This window comes from Streptomyces hazeniae (assembly GCF_031845485.1).
GTDB lineage: Bacteria > Actinomycetota > Actinomycetes > Streptomycetales > Streptomycetaceae > Streptomyces > Streptomyces hazeniae.
The window spans coordinates 271,443-289,148 of the sequence record NZ_JAVREQ010000001.1; the positions used below are offsets into that span (position 1 = coordinate 271,443).

Annotated in this window: 16 protein-coding genes; 8 read left to right on the top strand and 8 right to left on the bottom strand. The window is 73.8% G+C overall.

Features of this window, described 5'->3' with window-relative positions; genetic code table 11:
• Positions 1-5 precede the first annotated feature (5 nt).
• From RM572_RS01470 to RM572_RS01485, 4 genes are all read right to left on the bottom strand, one after another.
• Entirely contained in the window at positions 6-1,238 is a 1,233-nt protein-coding gene (locus RM572_RS01470; protein ID WP_311671428.1) for an ROK family protein, read from the bottom strand.
• Between the two features lie 91 nt (positions 1,239-1,329).
• Positions 1,330-2,196, bottom strand: a complete 867-nt coding sequence (locus RM572_RS01475) for a carbohydrate ABC transporter permease (protein ID WP_027763776.1) — start codon at positions 2,194-2,196, stop codon at positions 1,330-1,332.
• Positions 2,193-3,194, bottom strand: coding sequence for a carbohydrate ABC transporter permease (locus RM572_RS01480; protein ID WP_311671429.1), 1,002 nt, complete (start codon positions 3,192-3,194; stop codon positions 2,193-2,195). Before RM572_RS01480 ends, RM572_RS01475 begins: the two co-directional genes overlap by 4 nt.
• 20 nt (positions 3,195-3,214) lie before the next feature.
• On the bottom strand, positions 3,215-4,612 hold the full coding sequence (locus RM572_RS01485; RefSeq protein WP_311671430.1) for an ABC transporter substrate-binding protein: 1,398 nt from the start codon (positions 4,610-4,612) through the stop codon (positions 3,215-3,217).
• A 138-nt stretch (positions 4,613-4,750) separates the two neighbouring features.
• Between RM572_RS01485 and RM572_RS01490 the strand changes: the two genes are divergently transcribed.
• The 5 genes from RM572_RS01490 to RM572_RS01510 all read left to right on the top strand — a co-directional run bounded on the left by RM572_RS01490 (position 4,751) and on the right by RM572_RS01510 (position 10,720).
• On the top strand, positions 4,751-5,797 hold the full coding sequence (locus tag RM572_RS01490; protein ID WP_311671431.1) for a zinc-dependent alcohol dehydrogenase: 1,047 nt from the start codon (positions 4,751-4,753) through the stop codon (positions 5,795-5,797).
• 53 nt (positions 5,798-5,850) lie between these two features.
• The gene (locus RM572_RS01495; protein WP_311671432.1) at positions 5,851-6,714 is read left to right on the top strand and encodes a sugar phosphate isomerase/epimerase family protein; all 864 of its coding nucleotides are present in this window, start codon (positions 5,851-5,853) and stop codon (positions 6,712-6,714) included.
• The gene (locus tag RM572_RS01500) at positions 6,711-8,114 is read left to right on the top strand and encodes an MGH1-like glycoside hydrolase domain-containing protein (protein ID WP_311671433.1); all 1,404 of its coding nucleotides are present in this window, start codon (positions 6,711-6,713) and stop codon (positions 8,112-8,114) included. Before RM572_RS01495 ends, RM572_RS01500 begins: the two co-directional genes overlap by 4 nt.
• Positions 8,111-10,090: an amylo-alpha-1,6-glucosidase gene (locus tag RM572_RS01505; protein WP_311671434.1), complete on the top strand. Its 1,980-nt coding sequence runs from the start codon at positions 8,111-8,113 to the stop codon at positions 10,088-10,090. Before RM572_RS01500 ends, RM572_RS01505 begins: the two co-directional genes overlap by 4 nt.
• A 174-nt stretch (positions 10,091-10,264) precedes the next feature.
• Positions 10,265-10,720, top strand: coding sequence for a PaaI family thioesterase (locus RM572_RS01510; RefSeq protein ID WP_311671435.1), 456 nt, complete (start codon positions 10,265-10,267; stop codon positions 10,718-10,720).
• 20 nt (positions 10,721-10,740) lie between these two features.
• On the opposite strand, the gene RM572_RS01515 is transcribed toward RM572_RS01510, so the two are convergent.
• Together RM572_RS01515 and RM572_RS01520 are read right to left on the bottom strand one after the other, a co-directional pair.
• Positions 10,741-11,118 (bottom strand): nuclear transport factor 2 family protein, encoded by a 378-nt coding sequence (locus tag RM572_RS01515; protein WP_027763769.1) that lies wholly within the window; start codon positions 11,116-11,118, stop codon positions 10,741-10,743.
• Positions 11,115-11,948, bottom strand: coding sequence for a GNAT family N-acetyltransferase (locus RM572_RS01520; RefSeq protein WP_311671436.1), 834 nt, complete (start codon positions 11,946-11,948; stop codon positions 11,115-11,117). The genes RM572_RS01515 and RM572_RS01520 overlap by 4 nt, the downstream gene beginning before the upstream one ends.
• Before the next feature lie 113 nt (positions 11,949-12,061).
• Here RM572_RS01520 and RM572_RS01525 point away from each other — a divergent pair, with 113 nt between their 5' ends.
• Entirely contained in the window at positions 12,062-12,289 is a 228-nt protein-coding gene (locus RM572_RS01525; RefSeq protein WP_027763767.1) for a dodecin, read from the top strand.
• A 19-nt stretch (positions 12,290-12,308) separates the two neighbouring features.
• Here RM572_RS01525 and dusB read toward each other — a convergent pair whose 3' ends face one another.
• Complete coding sequence (dusB, locus tag RM572_RS01530) at positions 12,309-13,460, bottom strand: tRNA dihydrouridine synthase DusB (protein WP_311671437.1); 1,152 nt, start codon at positions 13,458-13,460, stop codon at positions 12,309-12,311.
• 106 nt (positions 13,461-13,566) lie between these two features.
• Between dusB and RM572_RS01535 the strand changes: the two genes are divergently transcribed.
• Positions 13,567-14,076 (top strand): metallophosphoesterase family protein, encoded by a 510-nt coding sequence (locus RM572_RS01535; RefSeq protein WP_311671438.1) that lies wholly within the window; start codon positions 13,567-13,569, stop codon positions 14,074-14,076.
• Between the two features lie 157 nt (positions 14,077-14,233).
• Positions 14,234-15,202 (top strand): carbohydrate kinase family protein, encoded by a 969-nt coding sequence (locus RM572_RS01540; protein ID WP_311671439.1) that lies wholly within the window; start codon positions 14,234-14,236, stop codon positions 15,200-15,202.
• Between the two features lie 82 nt (positions 15,203-15,284).
• Here RM572_RS01540 and RM572_RS01545 read toward each other — a convergent pair whose 3' ends face one another.
• Positions 15,285-17,702 (bottom strand): SpoIIE family protein phosphatase, encoded by a 2,418-nt coding sequence (locus RM572_RS01545; protein ID WP_311671440.1) that lies wholly within the window; start codon positions 17,700-17,702, stop codon positions 15,285-15,287.
• Between the last annotated feature and the right edge of the window lie 4 nt (positions 17,703-17,706).

Genomic DNA, 17,706 nt, shown 5'->3' on the forward strand with positions numbered 1-17,706 from the left:
GTTTCCTACCGCCCCAGGTCCGCGAGCCGGGCGTCGGCGCGGTCGGGGGCGTAGAGCTGTTCGACGACCATGGCGGCGGCGCCCGCCAGCCCGGCCCGGTCGCCGAGCTGGGAGGTGACGACCTCCAGGTGGGCGGTGGTGCGCGGCATGGCGCGCTGGTAGAGGAGTTCGCGGACTCCGGTGAGGAACGGCGTCCCGGCGAGTTCGCCGGCGATCATCAGCACGCCCGGGTTGAGCACCGTGACGACGGTGACCAGCACCTCGCCCACCCGGCGCCCGGCCTCCCGCGCGAGCCGTACGGCGTCGGGCTGCCCGGCGGCCAGGTGGGCGCTGACGTCGGAGCCGGAGGCGGTGGGGACGCCCGCGGCGGTGAGCCGGCCGGCGAGCGCACGGCCGCTGGCGACGGCGGCGAGGCAGCCGTAGGAGCCGCACATGCACAGCGCGTCGGTGCGGTCGTGCAGGCGGATGTGGCCGATGTCGCCGGCGCCGCCGTCGATGCCGCGGTACATCTCGCCGTCGACGACCAGTCCGGCGCCGATGCCGGTGGAGACCTTCACCAGCAGGAAGGCGGCGCAGTCGGCGTGGCCGGCGCGCTGTTCGGCGTACGCCATGAGGTTGGCGTCGTTGTCGAGGAGCACGGGCAGCGGCCCGCCCGCGTCGGCACCTTCGGGGTCGCCGACGTGCTCGGCGTACGCACGGCGCATCCGTTCGGCGACGGGGTAGCCGTCCCAGCCGGGCATGATGGGCGGCTGGACGACGAGGCCGGAGGCGTGGTCGACCGGCCCCGGCACGGACAGCCCGACGCCGCACACGCGCGCGGACGGCACGCCCGCCTCGCCGAGCAGCGTCCCGAACCACCGGCCGAGGGTGTCGAGCACGCCGTCCGGGCCGTCCTCGATGAGCAGCGGGCCGCGGTGTTCGGCCAGCGTCCGGCCGTTGAGGTCGAGCACGGCGGCGCGGGCGTTGCGCGTCTCCAGGTCGGCGGCGAGCACCACGGCGTGCGTGCCGTCGAACTCCAGGCGGGTGGACGGCCGTCCGCCCGTGGGGTGCGCGGCGGTCGCTCCGCCGCTGCCGGGTGCGGCCTCCCGGATCCAGCCGGCTGCGAAGAGCTGGTCGAGCCGGTGGCCGACGGTGGAACGGGACAGTCCGGTGGTGCGCTGGAGCGCACCGCGCGTGGTGGCGGTGCCGGTGCGGATCAGCCGCAGCAGGTGACCCGCGGTCCCCTGGGTGCCGTTCATGCCTGCGTCTCCGTCAGGTGCGTCCCGTGTGCCACGTGCTTACCGTCCTGCCTCGTTCCCCGTCGTGTGCGCCGCAGCGTGCCCGCGCCGGTCAGCTCTTGTCCGCGCCGCTGGTGAGGCCCTCGGTGAGCATGCGCTCCGCTGCGAAGAACAGCAGTACCACGGGAACGGTGAGCACCACGGAACCGGCCATCAGGACGGTCTTGGAGACCTCGATGCCGTCGGAGAGGAGCTGGAGGCCGAGCGAGACCGTCCACTCCTCGGGCTCGGCGGCGAGGAAGAGCAGCGCGAACAGGAACTCGTTCCACGCGATCATGAAGATGTACAGCGCCGTCGCCATGATCGAGGGGGTCGCCAGGGGCAGCACCACGCGGCGCACGGTCTGCAGGCGGGAGCAGCCGTCGAGTGCGGCGGCCTCCTCGATGCTGGTGGGGATGGTGACGAAGTAGTTCTTCATCATGTAGATCGACACCGGCACGGTCTGCGCGATGTAGACGACGGCGAGGCCGACCAGGCTTCCCTGGAGCCCGAGTTTGGCGAACATGACGAACAGCGGCACCGCGAGCAGCGTCGCCGGGAAGAGGTACACGGCGAGGAAGAGCGCGCTGACCTGGCGGCCGCCGAAGAAGCGGAGCCGGCTGATCGCGTACGCGCCGGGCACGGCGGCGACCAGCGTGAGCAGGACGGTGCCGAGGGAGACGACCGCCGAGTTGGCGAGCATCCCGACGAAGCCCTGGCCGCCCTCGGAGGTGGGCCGCAGCACCTCCTCGTAGGTGGCGGTGGTGAACTCCTTGGCCGACACCCACAGGCTGCCGGGGTCGAGCAGCAGCGAGTCGATGGACTTCACCGACAGCAGCAGCATGTAGTAGAAGGGCACGATCGTGATGACCGCGAGGAACGCGATCACGACCCAGCGGGCGATCCCGAAGAACCGCTCCTCGAAGACTGCGCGGCTCATGCGGACTCCTCCTGCACCTTCTTGGCGAAGAACCTGAAGTAGACGCCCAGCAGGACCATGAGGATCACGGCCAGGACGAGCGCCTGGGCGGCTGCGGCGCCGACGTCGTAGCGGGCGGTGAGGAAGTCGTAGACCCGCACCGCGGCGACGTCCGTGCCGGAGCCGCCGCCGGTCAGCAGGTAGACGTCGTCGAACTTGTTGAAGCTCATGATGAAACGCAGCACGCACAGCAGGGCGATGACCGGCATCAGCTGCGGCAGCAGCACGTGGCGGAAACGCTGGGTGAGGGTGGCGCCGTCCACCGTCGCGGCCTCCTCCAGCACGTCCGGCACCGCCTGGAGCCGGGCCAGCAGGAAGAGGAACGCGAACGGGAAGTAGCGCCACGCCTCGAACGCGATGACGGTCAGCAGCGCGAGGGGGACGTCGAAGGAGAGGCCGAGCAGCTCCACCTCGTACGAGCGGGTGGAGAGGAACGCGATGGGCTCCTCCCAGCCGAAGACCGAGGTCCCCCATTCGTTGAGGATGCCGAACTGCGGGCTGAGCGCGACCTGCCAGACGAACGTGACGGCCACGACCGGCGCGACGTACGGCAGCAGCATGGAGGCCCGCATCAGGCCGCGGCCGGGGAACGTGCGGCGCAGGGCGAGCGCGGCGACCAGGCCGAGGAGGACGGAGCCGACGGTGGCACCCACGGTGTAGACCAGGGTGGTCCACAGGCTGGTCCAGAAGCCGGGCGAGCCGAAGACGGCGTCGAAGTTCTCCAGCGTCCAGTCGCCGAAGAGGCCCATGCCCTGGATGTCGACCAGCCGGGCGTCCTGGAAGGCCAGCAGGACGGTCCACAGGATGGGCAGGATGACCACCACGAGGACGACCAGAAACGTGGGGGACACGAAGGCCAGGCCCGCACGGTTCTCCCGTGCGCGGGCGGTGCGGCGGCGGCCGTTGCTCGGCGGTGTGGGGGCGGCCGGGGGTGCGGCCTCGGGTGCTGTCGTCGTCATGGGTCGGACTTTCTCGGGGGTCACTGGAGGGACTCGCGCAGCGCGGTGACTTCCTCGTCCGCCTGGCGGGCGGCCTCGCGCGGCGGGATCTGGTCGCTTGCCATGGCTCCGATGGCCTGCGGCACGGGCAGTTCGCCGTTCGTGGCGCCGACGAGGAGCCCCTCGCCCTGCGTGATGCCCCAACGGCGCATGTTGCCGACGCCCTCGGACATCCGGTCGAGCAGTTCGGAGGGGTAGACCTCTTCGAGGGGCTTCTTGCTGTCGACGCCGATCTCGCTGGCGCGCCAGGCCTGCTGGAACCTGTCCGGGTCGCTCGCGGTGCCCTCGCGGACCGGGATCTTGCCCTCGGGGGCCATCCCGAACCACTCCTCGTAGCCCTCGTCGAGCATGAAGCGGACGAACTTCCCCGACGCCTCCTTCTCGGCGGTGCGGGTCACCGCCCAGGAACTGATCTCGCCGAACTGGGCGGGCTCGGCGCCGTCCGGGCCTTCGAGCGCCGTGACCACGCCGCTGTTCTCGGCGAGGTAGCCGGGGTCCTTCTGGCACGCCGGGCAGCTCGGCAGGGCGTCCTTGCGGAGCCCGGCCAGCTCGTCGAGCAGGAAGGAGGACCACATGATGATCGGCGAGCGGCCGGCGAAGTACGTGGCGCGGGTGGTGTCGACGGTCTGGACGCCGTCCGCGCCGTACTCGCTCGCCAGCTCGTCGTAGGCGGCGAACGCCGTGCGGCAGGCGGGGGATTCGAGGGCGACGTCGTCGCTCTCGACGAGCCGGCAGTCGTTGGCGAGGGCGAAGCTCTCGAAGCTCTGCTGGGTGAAGAGGTCGCTGGGGTCGGTGGCCAGCGAGATGCCGGTGCCCGGGCCCTCGTCGAGTGTCTTCGCGGCGCGGCGGAGGTCGGCGTAGCTGTCGGGCACCGGGAGGCCGGCCCGCTCCAGCATGTCCTTGCGGTAGACGAGGATCTGCTGCCAGGAGTCGGACGGCACGGCGAGGCGGGTGCCGTCGTCGGAGGCGAGGCCGAGGGCGTTGTCGTTGAACGTGCCCGGCCCGAGGTCGTCGACGATCTCGCCGGTCAGCTTGGTGTCGAGCAGTTCGTTGCCGTACATCTGCCAGATCTGGCCCAGCGGTACGGCTCCGATGACGTCGGGCAGGTTGCCCGCGGCCGCCGCCGACATGATGAGCTGCGGCAGCTTGCTCTCGTCGACGCCGACGAGCTTCACCTCGACGCCCGTCTTCTTCTCGAAGCGGGCGACGACCTCCCTCCCGACGGCCATCCGGGGCGGCAGGTTCTCCAGCGACCACACCGTGATCTGGTTGTCGGGCTTCGCCGACGCCGTGTCGCCGCAGCCGGCCAGCAGGCCGGTGCCCAGTGTCAGGGCGAGTGCGGCCGCGGTCGTCCTCGACCCTCGGGTCCGTATGCGCATGCCTAGTCCTTACACCACTTCCGCTTCTTCGGCACGCATCACAGCACCACTTTTGCGTTATGGCAAGACGTATCCTTAAGGTGTTCCAGACACAACGGGCCTCACACGGCCCGAAGCCCAACCCGAAGCGGAGCGCTCGTGGAACGCGTCGTCCAGTTCACCGGTCCCCGTCAGGTCGAAGTCGCCGAACTCCCGAGCACGCCGCTGCCCCCCGGGCACCTGCGGGTCCGCACCCGCTACTCCGGCATCTCCGCAGGCACCGAACTCACCGCCTACCGCGGCACGAACCCCTACCTGACCCGCACCTGGGACGCCGGGGCGCGGATCTTCCGGGACGGCGCGGCCGGCATCGAGTACCCGGTCGTCGGCTGGGGCTACTCCGAGGTCGGCGAAGTCACCGAGGTGTCCCCCGACGTCGCCGGCACACCCGGCACTCCCGCCGTCGGCGACCTGGTCTGGGGCATCTGGGGCCACCGCAGCGAGGGCGTCGTCCCCGCGGAGAAGCTGAACGGCCACACCCTCCCCGCCGGTCTCGAACCATTGGCCGGCGCGTTCGCCCGGGTCGGCGCCATCGCCTACAACGCGGTGCTGGCCTCCGACATCCACGTCGGCGAGGACGTTGCGGTGTTCGGGCAGGGCGTCATCGGCCTGCTCACCACGCGCCTCGCCCAGCTCAACGGCGCCCGCGTCACCGCCGTCGACGCCCTCGACGGCCGCCTGGAGTGGGCCGCACGCTACGGCGCCGCCCTCACCCTCAACGCCCGCACGGACGACGTCGCCGAAAGGGTCCGGGAGGCCACCGGCGGGCTCGGCGCGGACGTCGCCATCGAGATCAGCGGCGCCTACCCGGCCCTGCACGAGGCGCTCCGCGCGGTCACGGTCGGAGGCCGCGTCGTCGCCTCCGGCTTCTACCAGGGCGACGGCGCCGGGCTGCGGCTCGGCGACGAGTTCCACCACAACCGGGTCCAGCTGGTCTGCTCGCAGATCGGCGGCGTGCCGCAGCAACTCGCCGGCCGCTGGACCGTCGAACGGCTGCAGCAGACCTTCCTGCGGCTCGTCGCCGAGGGGCGGGTCGACGTGGAGTCCCTGGTCAGCCACGTGGTGCCGGTCGCCGACGCCGCCGAGGCGTACGTCCTGCTGGACGAACGGCCGCAGGACGCGCTGCAGACCGTCCTCGAGTTCTGACCCTCCCCCTCCACGCCACGCCACGCACGGAACCCTCCGGAAAGGCCCCCTCCATGTTCAGAACCGCCTGCCAGGAACAACTCCTCCCCGGCGACACCCTCCAGGAGAAGTGGGAGTTCGCCCTGGCCGCGGGATACGACGCCGTCGAGGTGCGCGGAAAGGGCGACTTCGCCTTCCGCGACCGCCTGCCGGAGCTGCGGCAGGCCGCCGCCGACGGCGTCGTCATGCCGACCGTCTGCGTCGACATGCCGCACTTCCTCGGCGCGTTCGACGACGAGCAGCGCAAGGACGCCGTCGCCCAGATGAAGTCGCAGCTCAGCGTCATCGCCGAGATCGGCGGACGCGGCGCGCAGACCCCCGCCTCGTACGGCATGTTCTCCCGTCGGCTCCCGCCGTTCACGCCGCCGCGCGGGGAGGAGGAGGACCGCGAGGTGCTGCTGGAGGGCCTGTCCGAACTCGGCGCACACGCGAAGGCGGAGGGCGTCACGCTTTTCCTGGAACCGCTGAACCGCTACGAGGACCACATGGTCAACCGCCTCGACCAGGCCGTGGACCTGATCCGGGAGGTCGGCCTGGACTCGGTGCGGATCGGTATCGACAGCTACCACATGAACATCGAGGAGTCCGACCCCGCGGCGGCGATCCTCGCCGCCGCCGCGTACATCGGGCACGCCCAGGTCTCCGACTCCAACCGCTTCCAGCCCGGCGCGGGCCACCTGGACTGGCCGGCCTGGCTGGGCGCACTGGACGCCGCCGGCTACACCGGCGAACTGGCCCTCGAATGCCGCCTGACCGGCGACCCGGCGGAGGCCGTACGGTCCGTCCCGCCGTTCCTCACGCGCGCGGCCGGACTGCGGGAGACCGGACTGCGGGAGACCGGACTGCGGCAGGCCGGACTGCGGGAGGCCGACGGATGACCGCGCCCGTCCTCACCCGCCCGCACGGCCCCGCCCACACCCCACAGGGGCGCACGGCGCTGCGCCGCGCCGCCCGCCGGGTGCTCCTGCACAACTGGACCGGCACCTCCACCGTGCCCTCCCACGGCCTGTACCCGCACCAGTGGAGCTGGGACTCCGCGTTCGTCGCCATCGGCCTGCGGCACCTGTCCGTACGCCGGGCGCAGCGCGAGCTGGAGACGCTGACGGCTGCCCAGTGGGGCGACGGGCGGGTACCGCACATCGTGTTCAACCGGGCCGTGCCGCTCGGCGCGTACTTCCCCAGCCCCGACTTCTGGCGTTCCTCCACCGCCGGGGCGGCGGCCGGGGCTCCCCAGGAGGTGGAGACCTCCGGCATCGTGCAGCCGCCGGTACATGCCCTCGCGGCCTGGCTGGTGCACGAGGCCGACCCGGCCGCGTCGCGCCGTCGCGGCTTCCTCCCCCGGCTCTACCCGCGTCTGGCCGCCTGGCACCGCTACCTGGCCGACCGCCGCGACCTGGGCGGCGGCGGGCTGGCCGCCGTGCTGCACCCGTGGGAGCCCGGCATGGACAACAGCCCGTGCTGGGACGGGCCGTTGCAGCGCGTCGAGCCGGTCCCGGCGAGCACGTTCCGCCGCGCCGACCTCGACCACGGCGCCGCCTCCGACCGGCCCACCGACCTGGACTACGGCCGGTACGTGCGGCTCGCCGCCGACTACCGCGACCGCGGCTACCGGGACGGCGGCCCCGGCGGGGCGCACGCCTTCGCCGTGGAGGACCCGGGCACGAACGCGCTGTTCGCCGCCTCCGAGCACGCTCTCGCCAGGATCGCGGCCGAGGTCGGCGCAGCCCCGGGGCCACACGTCCGGCGCGCGGAGGCCCTGACCGACGCACTGGTGACCCGGCTGTGGGACGCGCAGACGGGAGTGTTCCGGTGCCGCGACCTGCGGGCCGACGCGCTCGTGCCCGAAATCGGTGTCGGCGGGCTGATCCCGCTGCTCGTGCCCGGCCTGCCCGCAGACGTGGTGCGGGCGCTGGTGCGTACGGCCGCCGGGCCGCACTTCGGCCTCGGCGACACCGTGCGCATGGCGCCCAGCTACGACCTCGCCGGTCACGCCTTCGACCCCGGCCGATACTGGCGCGGCCCCGCCTGGTTCAACGTCAACTGGCTGCTGGAGCGCGGCCTGCGGCAGCACGGGTACACCGACCGGGCCGACGCCCTGCGGGACGCCGCCCTGGACGCAGCGGGCGGCTCCGGGTTCGCCGAGTACGTCGACCCGTACAGCGGGGAGGCGCGCGGCACCCGCGACTTCAGCTGGACGGCCGCGCTGGCGCTCGACCTGCTCGCCGCCGCGCCCGCGCCCGTGCTTGCTGCACCCACTCCCGAGGAGGACACCGCGTGATCCCCGACTCCCGACTCCTCGTCCACGACGGCACGTTCGCCGTGCTGGACGCCGCCGGCGACGTCACCGGCCGCAGCGGCGCGTCCCCCGACGGGCTGTTCCTGCACGACGGCCGCCACCTCAGCCGGTGGCGGCTGGGCCTGGACGGCTCGGACCCGGACGTGCTGGTGCCGCTGAGGACCGACGGCAGCGGAGGAACGGCCGTGCTGTGTCCGCCGTTCCGCCGCGACCGGCCCCCGGCCTGCACCGTGCACCGTGAGCAGGCCGTGGACTCGGGCGCTCTCGTCGAACGGCTGCGGCTGACGGCCAACGTCGGCCACGAGGTCACCGTCCGCGTGGCGCTCACGGCGGCGGCCGACTTCGCCGACGTGTTCGCCCTGCGCGGCGACCACACCTTCGGCACGCCCGGCGCCGAGCGCAGCGCCGAACCCCTGGCGGACGGCGTCGCGTTCGGCTACCGGCGCGAGGGCTGGCGAGCCGGAACGACGGTCACCGCCCAGCCCCCGCCCGAGTCCGTCACCCCGGTGAACGCGGCGGACGGGCGTCCGGCGGACGGCGGCGACGCGCACCGGCTGGAGTGGACCGTCACCCTCCCGCCGCACGGCAGCGCCCGCATCGACCTCCGGGTGACCGCCCGTCCGCACACCGGTCTCGGCTCCGGCGAGCCGGCCTCCTCGCCCGCCGCCGCGCGCGACCGCGTCTCGGGCGAGGTGGACGCCTACGTCTGCGCCGACCCCGCGCCGGCACGGCTCACCCGGTGGCCGGAACTGCTGCGTGCCTGCGAGCAGGGCCTCGCCGACCTGGCCGGGCTGCGCGTACCCGCCGCCGGACCGGACGACGAGCCGCTGCTTCCGCCCGCCGCGGGCGTGCCGTGGTTCCTCACCCTCTTCGGCCGGGACTCGCTGCTCACCTCCCTGTACGCGCTGCCGTACCGGCCGGACCTGGCCGCCGCGACGCTGCCCGCGCTCGCCGCCACCCAGGCCACCGGAGCCGACCCTTCCCGGGTCGCCCAGCCCGGCAAGATCGTGCACGAGATCCGGCACGGCGAGCTCGCCCACTTCGGCCAGGTCCCGTTCGGCCGCTACTACGGCACGGTCGACGCCACGCCGCTCTTCCTGGTGCTGCTCGGGGAGTACACCGACCACACCGGCGACACGGCGACGGCCCTGCGCCTGGAGCAGCACGCACGAGCCGCCGTGGACTGGATGTTCCGGCACGGCGGACTGGACGAGCGCGGCTACCTCGTCTACGAGTCCGACGCGGGAGGGCTGGCCAACCAGAACTGGAAGGACTCCCCCGGCTCGATCTGCGACGCCGACGGCACCCCCGCGCAGGGCGCCCTCGCCGTCAGCGAGGTGCAGGGCTACGCCTACGACGCGCTGCGCCGTACCGCCCGACTGGCCCGCACGGTGTGGGACGACGCGGCGTGGGCCGACCGGCTGGAGGAGGCGGCCGACGACCTGAAGTCCCGTTTCCGGCGCGACTTCTGGATGGACGCCGAGGACTTCCCCGCCCTCGCCCTGGACGGCTCCGGGCGCCGGGTCACCGCGCTCGGCTCGGACGCCGGGCACCTGCTGTGGTCCGGCATCCTCGACGGCCGTGACGCGCGAGCCGTCGGACGGCGCCTGCTGGAACCGGACTTCTTCAGCGGCTGGGGCGTCCGCACGCTCGCCGCGGGCCAGCCCGCGTACCACCCGCTGACGTACCACCGGGGCAGCGTCTGGCCGCACGACAACGCGGTCATCGCGCTCGGCCTGGCGCGCCACGGCCTGCACGACGAGGCCCGCCGCCTCGCCGAGGGCGTCCTGGCGGCAGCCGAACGCACCGGCTGGCGACTCCCGGAGGTCCTGGCCGGCCACGGCCGCGACGACCACCCGGAGCCCGTCTCCTACCCGCACTCCTGCTCCCCGCAGGCATGGGCGGCCGCGACGCCGCTCGCCCTGCTCACCGCCGTGGGGGCCGCACCGGGCGCCTGACACCCCGGCCCCGCCCCCACCCGCCGCCCCCGGCCGCACTCCCCCCCTCGCGGCCGGGGGCGGTCCCCGTCCGCAGCACTTCCCACACGTGACCTCCCCTCCACAACCCTTGTTAACGGACGTTAACGCATGTCAGGCTGAGCAGCGACACCTGTGGACGAGGAGAGGGCCGCCATGCACGACGCCGACCTGGATCCGGCGCGCGAGAAGCTGATACGCGAGAGCATCGACCGCCAGACCATGCTGGCCACGCTCGGGGTGGAGGTTGCGGAGGTCGGCGCGGGGCGCGTCGTCCTGGAGCTACCCTTCCGCGGCGACATCTGCCAGCAGAACGGCTTCGTGCACGCCGGCGCGATCACGACGGTCGCCGACTCGGCGTGCGGCTACGCCGCGCAGACGCTGATGCCGGAGGGCAGCGACGTCCTCAGCGTCGAGTTCAAGGTGAACCTGCTGCGCCCGGCGGTCGGCGAACGGTTCCGGGCCGAGGCCGCCGTCGTCCGCGCCGGCCGCACCCTCACGGTCTGCTCCGCCGACGTCTTCGCCCTCGCCGCGGACGGCTCCAGCAAGCAGATCGCCCTGATGCAGGCCACCATGACGACCGTTCACCCAGCCCCCCGACCCGCCTCCTGACCCGGTGCCGCACCGTGCGGTCACGCCGCCGGGGTGACGTGGGAGTGGGTGCAGAGCCAGCCGGTGGGCGTGCGGAGGTAGACGTCGGTGGTCCACTCGTCGGCGTGGAACGCCTGGCCGCGGTAGTGGGCGGTGTTGACCACCCGCGCGGTGAGGACGGCGGTGTCCCCGTACACGCGGACCCGGGCCGTGCCCTCGACGGTGCGCATCATCTCGTGCGTCAGGTCGCCGGAGGCGACCAGCGACAGGAACTTCTCCCGGGTGCCGATGCCGTCCTGGTCGACGAGGACCCAGTCGTCCGTCATGTAACGGCCGATGGCGCGCACGTCGTTGGCGACGATCGCGTCCGCCCAGGCCTGGGCGAGTGCGAGGAGGCGTTCCTCGTCGGTGCCGTTCATGCCGGAGCCTCGTTCCTGCGGTGGCCGGGCGAGGAGGGATCGAAGACGTACGGCCTCGTGGTCGTCAGGCGGTGGAAGCCGAGCCGCTCGAGGACCGGGCGGCTGGCGTCGGACGCGTCGACGTGCAGGTAGCGGAAGCCGCGTTCGGCGGCGTGCCGTGCGCGGGCGGCGACCAGCGCACGGTACAGGCCGCGGCCGCGCCACTCGGGAAGGGTGCCGCCACCCCACAGCCCGGCGAAGCCGGTGCCGGCGGGTTCCGGCGGGAGGCTCGACCGGGCGGCGGAGACCGGGCGGTCGCCGGCCAGGGCGACGACCAGGTGCACGGTCTCGGGCGCCGTCTCCAGCACGGGTCCCAGCCAGGAGCGCAGTGACGTGCCGTCGGGGCCGAACACCGCGTCGTGGACCTCGTCCAGGAGGTGCAGGTCGGCCGGGTCGGTGACGGTGTGCAGGCGCACGCCCTCGGGGAGCGCGGCGTCGGTCGGTACCGACGTCACCTCGGCGACCATCACGGCCTCGTCCGGCCCCGGCGTGAAGCCGGCGCGGCGGAGGCGTCCGGCGAGGTCGGCGGGGCGGTCGTGCGCATACACCTTCCACTCGAACGGATGACCGTACGCGGCGAAGGCGCGGAGCTGGGCGGCGATGGCGGCGTCGGCGGTGTCCTCGTCCAGGTCGGACCAGCACACGCCGTGCCAGCCGCGACCGTCCGGGACCACGTGGCGGAGGACGGCGCCCGCGCCGTGGTCGCGTTCGAGCCGCGCGCCCGGGCCCTCGGCGGGCGCGTCGCGCCGTACCACCGCGTCGTAGCGGCGGAGAGCGCTGTGCAGGTCCATGTGTCCATCCCAGCACCGGGGCGGCGGCCGCACCACCGTATTTCCGCGGCGTAGAGCGGCCGGATCGGGGAACCCCGTGAGGCCGGACCGTCCGCGTACGAGTTGGAGGCGCCATGAGCGAGCACACCTACCGGGTGACCGAGATCGTCGGCACGTCGCACGAGGGCGTGGACGCCGCGATCAAGAACGCGATCAGCCGGGCCTCGGAGACGCTGCGGCACCTGGACTGGTTCGAGGTGGCGGAGGTACGCGGACACATCGAGAACGGCCAGGTCAAGCACTACCAGGTGGGTCTGAAGGTCGGTTTCCGCCTGGAGGACGGCCAGTCGGCGGGAGCGTAGGCGGGCCTCGCCTCCGGAGTCAGCCGCCGGAGGTGTCGAGTTCGGCGTCGGGGGTGACGCAGGCGGCGTCGTAGGGGTCGTCGAGCCAGCCGTCGGGGAGGACGACCCGGTTGCGGCCGGCGGTCCGGCCGCGCGGGCCGTCCGCGCCGGCGGCGGGCCAGGGCTGGTCGAGGTCCAGCTCGCCGAGCAGGTCGCCCATCTCGCTCAGCGAGGAGGCGACGGCCAGGCTGCGCCGCATGTCGGAGCCGACGGAGAAGCCCTTGGTGTACCAGGCCACGTGCTTGCGGAAGTCGATCACTCCGCGCGACTCGTCCTCCAGCCATGCGCCCAGCAGCCGCGCGTGCCGCAGCATCGTGTCCGCGACCTCGCGCAGCGTGGGTCGGGCGTAGTCCTCCGCGCCCCGGCCGTCGAACGCGGCGACCAGATCGCCGAAGAGCCAGGGGCGGCCCAGGCAGCCGCGGCCGACGACGACGCCGTCGCACCCGGTCTCGCGCACCATCCGCAGCGCGTCGTCCGCCGACCAGATGTCGCCGTTCCCGAGCACGGGGATGTCGGAGAGCGCACCGACGGTGTCCTTGAGGCGGGAGATGGCGTCCCAGTCGGCGGTGCCGCCGTAGTGCTGGGCGGCGGTGCGGCCGTGCAGGGCGACGGCGGTGACGCCCTCCTCGACGGCGATGCGCCCGGCGTCCAGGTAGGTGAGGTGGTCGTCGTCGATGCCCTTGCGCATCTTCATCGTCACCGGCAGATGTCCCGCGCCCGTCACGGCCTCGCGCAGGATGGCGCGCAGCAGGTTCCGCTTGTACGGCAGGGCGGAGCCGCCGCCCTTGCGGGTGACCTTGGGGACCGGGCAGCCGAAGTTGAGGTCGATGTGATCGGCCAGGTCCTCTTCGACGATCATCCGGACTGCCTTGCCGACGGTCACCGGGTCGACGCCGTACAGCTGGATCGAGCGCGGACGCTCGCCGGCGTCGAAGTGCACCAGCCGCATCGTCTTCTCGTTGCGTTCCACCAGCGCCCGCGTGGTGATCATCTCGCTGACGAACAGGCCGCGGCCGCCCGAGAACTCCCGGCACAGGGTGCGGAAGGGGGCATTGGTGATCCCTGCCATCGGGGCGAGGACCACCGGGGGCGAGACGGTGTGGGGGCCGATCTGCAGCGGCTGTGTCGTCATGGCCGGGGACGGGCCTTTCGTCGGGGAGTCGGGGGCCGGTCCCCCATTGTCGCGCACCCGTGCCCGGTGCCGGACCGGGCGGGTGGGCCGGCCGTACGGTGAGGGGATGCGACTGCTGCTCACCTCCGACACCCACCTCCCGAAGCGGGCCCGGGAACTCCCCGGCGAGCTGCTGGAGCGGGTGGCGGAAGCCGACGTCGTCGTGCACGCGGGCGACTGGGTGGACACGGCGACGCTGGACCTGCTGGAAGCCCGGTCGCGGCGCCTGATCGGGGTGTACGGCAACAACGACGGGCCCGAGCTGCGGGCGCGCCTGCCCGCGACGGCGTACGCGGAGCTGGGCGGGCTGCGCTTCGCGGTGGTGCACGAGACGGGCGGCCGGCAGGGGCGGGAGCGGCGCTGCGCCCAGCGCTTCCCGGACGTGGACGTGCTGGTCTTCGGGCACAGCCACATCCCGTGGGACACGCGGGCGGAGGGTGGCCCGCGGCTGCTGAACCCGGGGTCGCCGACGGACCGACGACGCGAGCCGTACTGCACGTACATGACCGCCGAGGCTGCGGACGGGCGGCTGTCCGGGGTCGTCCTGCACCGTCTGCCGCGCCGTGCCCCTTCCTGACGCAAGCGCGGGGGCGTCCCGGGCCCGCGGGGACGCCGCTCGTGCCCGTTCCGCACCCGTCTCACCGGCCGGACGGCCGGGCCCTCCCCCGCCCTCGTTCGCGCGGCTACGGTGACGGTGATCCGCACGCCGTCGAGCCGAGAGGCAGCCGCTCACCGTGAACTCCCGACCCGCCACCGCGCCCGTCGCAGGTCCCGTCGCCGTGCTGGGCGAGTGCGTCGCGGACGCCTTCGTCGAACCGGGTACGGCCCCGCCGGGCGCCCTCCGGATGGAGGTGCGGGCGGGCGGCGGCCCGGCGAACACCGCAGTGGCCCTGGCCCGGCTGGGCACGCCGACCCGCTTCCTGGGCCGGCTCTCCGACGACGTCTTCGGCCGCCTCTTCCGCACACACCTGGAACGCTCCGGGGTGGACGTGCGGGCGACCGTGCGGGCGGCGGAGCCGAGCACGCTGGCGGTGGCGGACCTGGCCGACGACGGCAGCGCCGCGTACTCCTTCCACGCCCGCGGGACCGCCGACTGGCAGTGGACGGCGGCCGAGCTGAGCGCGGCCACGGACGGGCTGCTGTCCTGCCTGCACACCGGTTCGCTCGCGCTGGTGCGGCCGCCCGGCGGGCAGGCGGTGGAGGCGCAGCTGGCGGACGTGCGGGAGCGGGCGACGGTGTCGGTGGACCCGAACGTGCGGCCGCTGCTGGTCGACCCGGCCGACTACCGGGAGCGGCTGCCGCAGTGGTGCGCGGCGGCGGACGTGCTGCGGCTGTCGGACGAGGACCTGGCGCACCTGCGGCCGGGTGAGAGCCCGGAGCGGGCGGCCGGGTGGTTCCACGAGCACGGGGTGCCGCTGGTGGTCGTGACGCTGGGCGCGCAGGGCGTCTTCGCGTCGCTGGACGGGAAGACGCTGCACGCGGCGACGCCGCGGGTCGAGGTGGTGGACACGGTCGGCGCGGGCGACTCGTTCATGGCCGGGTTCCTGCACGCGCTGCACGCGGCGGGGGCGCTCGGCGGGCGACTGGACGGGCTGACGGCGGCCGGGGTGGAGGCGGCGCTGGCGTTCGGCGCACGGGTGGCCGCGGCGGTGTGCGCGGTGCGGGGTGCGGACCCGCCGTGGGCGGCCGACCTGACCGAGTGAACGGCCGGGACCACGCCCGGCCGGGCGGGACCGCGCGGACAGCCCCCGTCGCCCGCCGTGCCGGATGCGGCGGTGGACGGCGTCAGCGGGCAGCGGGCGGCAGGGGCTGTTCGGCCCAGATGGTCTTGCCCTGTCGGGCGTAGCGGCTGCCCCAGCGGCCGGCGAGCTGCGCGACCAGGTAGAGCCCGCGGCCGCCCTCCTCGGTGCTGCCCGCCCGTCGCATCCGCGGCTGGGTGTTGCTGGGGTCGGAGACCTCGCAGATCAGGGTGCCTGCGCGGATGAGGCGCAGCTCGATGGGACCTCCCGCGTGCCGGACCGCGTTGGTGACCAGTTCGCTGGTGACCAGTTCGGTGGTGAACACCAGGTCATCCAGGTCCCAGTCCACGAGCCGCCGCGCGACCATCCTGCGCGCGTCGGCAACCACCTCCGGGTCGGCCTCCAGCGTCCAGGCGGCGGTGTCGGCGGGCGGCACGGCCCGGGTGCGGGCGAGCAGAAGGGTGATGTCGTCCGGGACCTGCGTGGGGGCCAGCCCGGCGACGACGTCCCGCCCCACCTCGGGGAGCGGACGCAGGAACGGATCGGCCGTGCGCAGACCGTGCAGCAGGGCGGCCATGCCGGTGTCCACGTCGCCGTCGCCCCGCTCCACCAGCCCGTCGGTGAAGAGGGCGAGCACGCTGCCCTCGTCCACGGTGGTCTCCACCGGCTCGAACGGCAGGCCTCCGACGCCCAGCGGCGGACCCGGGCTGACCTCCAGGTATGCGGCGCGGCCGTCCGGGGAGAGCACCGCGAGCGGCGGGTGCCCGGCGCTGGCGGCGGTGACCAGGCGGGACACCGGGTCGTAGGTGACGTACAGGCAGGTGGCACCGAAGGAGTCGTACGGCACCGGCGGCACCGGCGCCTCCGTGCCGGTCCGGTGGTGGCCGGCCCCGGTGCCGATGCTGCTCGGGGACTCGCCGGACTCGACGGTGAGCTGGGAGACCAGGTCGTCGAGGTGGGTGAGCAGTTCGTCGGGCTCCAGGTCGAGGTCGGCCAGGGTGCGGACGGCGGTACGCAGCCTGCCCATGGTCGCGATGGCGTGCAGGCCGTGGCCGACGACGTCGCCGACCACCAGGGCGACCCGGGCGGAGGACAGCGGGATCACGTCGAACCAGTCGCCGCTGACTCCGGTGGACACCTCGGTGGGCAGGTAGACGCTGGCGCTGCGCACGCCGACCGTCTCGCTCTCGGCCGGCGGCAGCAGACTGCTCTGCAGGCTCACCGCGGCCCGGCGTTCCAGGCCGAAGCGGCGGGCGTTGTCCAGCACCAGCCCGACGCGTGAGGCGATCTCGTCGAGCATCTCGACGTCCTTCTCGTCGAACGGGACGTCGCCGGTGCGCCACACGGTGACGCGCCCCAGCAGCAGGCCGCGGGCGCACAGAAGGGCCGACATGCCGCTGCGGGCGCCCTCGACGGCGGCCTCGTCGTCGAAGCGGGGCCGCGCGGCGGGGTCGCGCTGCCACAGGCCGTGGGTGTGCGGGCCGTCGACGTCGATCTCCACCAGCCCGCCGGAGCGCGGGCGTACCGGCAGGTCGCCGGTGGTGGCGGCGCGGCGCAGCAGATGGGTGCCCTGGTCGTCCGGGGCGGGGCTGCGGTGGCCGAAGACGGCCTCGGCGATGTCCACGGCGGCCACGTCGGCGAGGCCGGGCGTCAGCACGTCGGCGAGGTCGCGGGCCGTGCCGGTGACGGAGAGGGAGGACCCGACGAGGGCTGTGGCCCGGTGCAGCAGGTCGAGCCGGGCCCGGGCGCGCTGCTCCTCGGTGGTGTCGTTGAACAGCGTGGTGACGCCGGCGATCTGCCCGTCGGACAGCTGGAGCCGGAAGGCGGCGACGGTGAAGGTGCGCGCCGCGCGCGGGTCGGTGCGGGTGCGGGCGGAGACCTCCTCGCCGATCAGGGGTTCGCCGGTGCGCACCACCCCGCGCAGAAGGTCGTCCACCCGTTCGGCGTCCTCCTGCCGCAGGAAGTCCGCGAGCCGCATGCCGGTCAGGTCGTCGGGCACCCCCGGGTAGTCGAGGAGCGGGGTGTTGGTGCGGACGATCCGCAGGCCGGGGTCGAAAACGGCGAGCCCGACACGTCGCTGGAGGAAGAGTTCCTCGATGAAGGCGTGGTTCTGCCGCCAGCGGGTCATCAGCGGCTGTGGCACGGCGAGAACGAGGCACCGGGAGTCGGGGCCGGCGCTTTCGGTGAGGGTGAGCACCGAGAAGGAGACCTCGACATGGCGGGCGTCGCCGATGCGCAGGGTGGCCGTACCCTCCCGGAACGTGCCGTCGTCCCGGACCGGCGCGGCGGGCCAGTCGTCGGGCTCGGTCAGCAGGGAGGGCAGTGGCCGTCCGCGCAGCTCGCGGGCGGGGCGGCGGAGCAGGTCTTCGGCTCCGGGGGTGCAGCCGAGCACGGTGGCCTCGCCGTCCACGATCAGCGCGGCCACGTTCGCGGGGTGGAACGGGTCCTCGTCGTTGCGGGCCATGCGT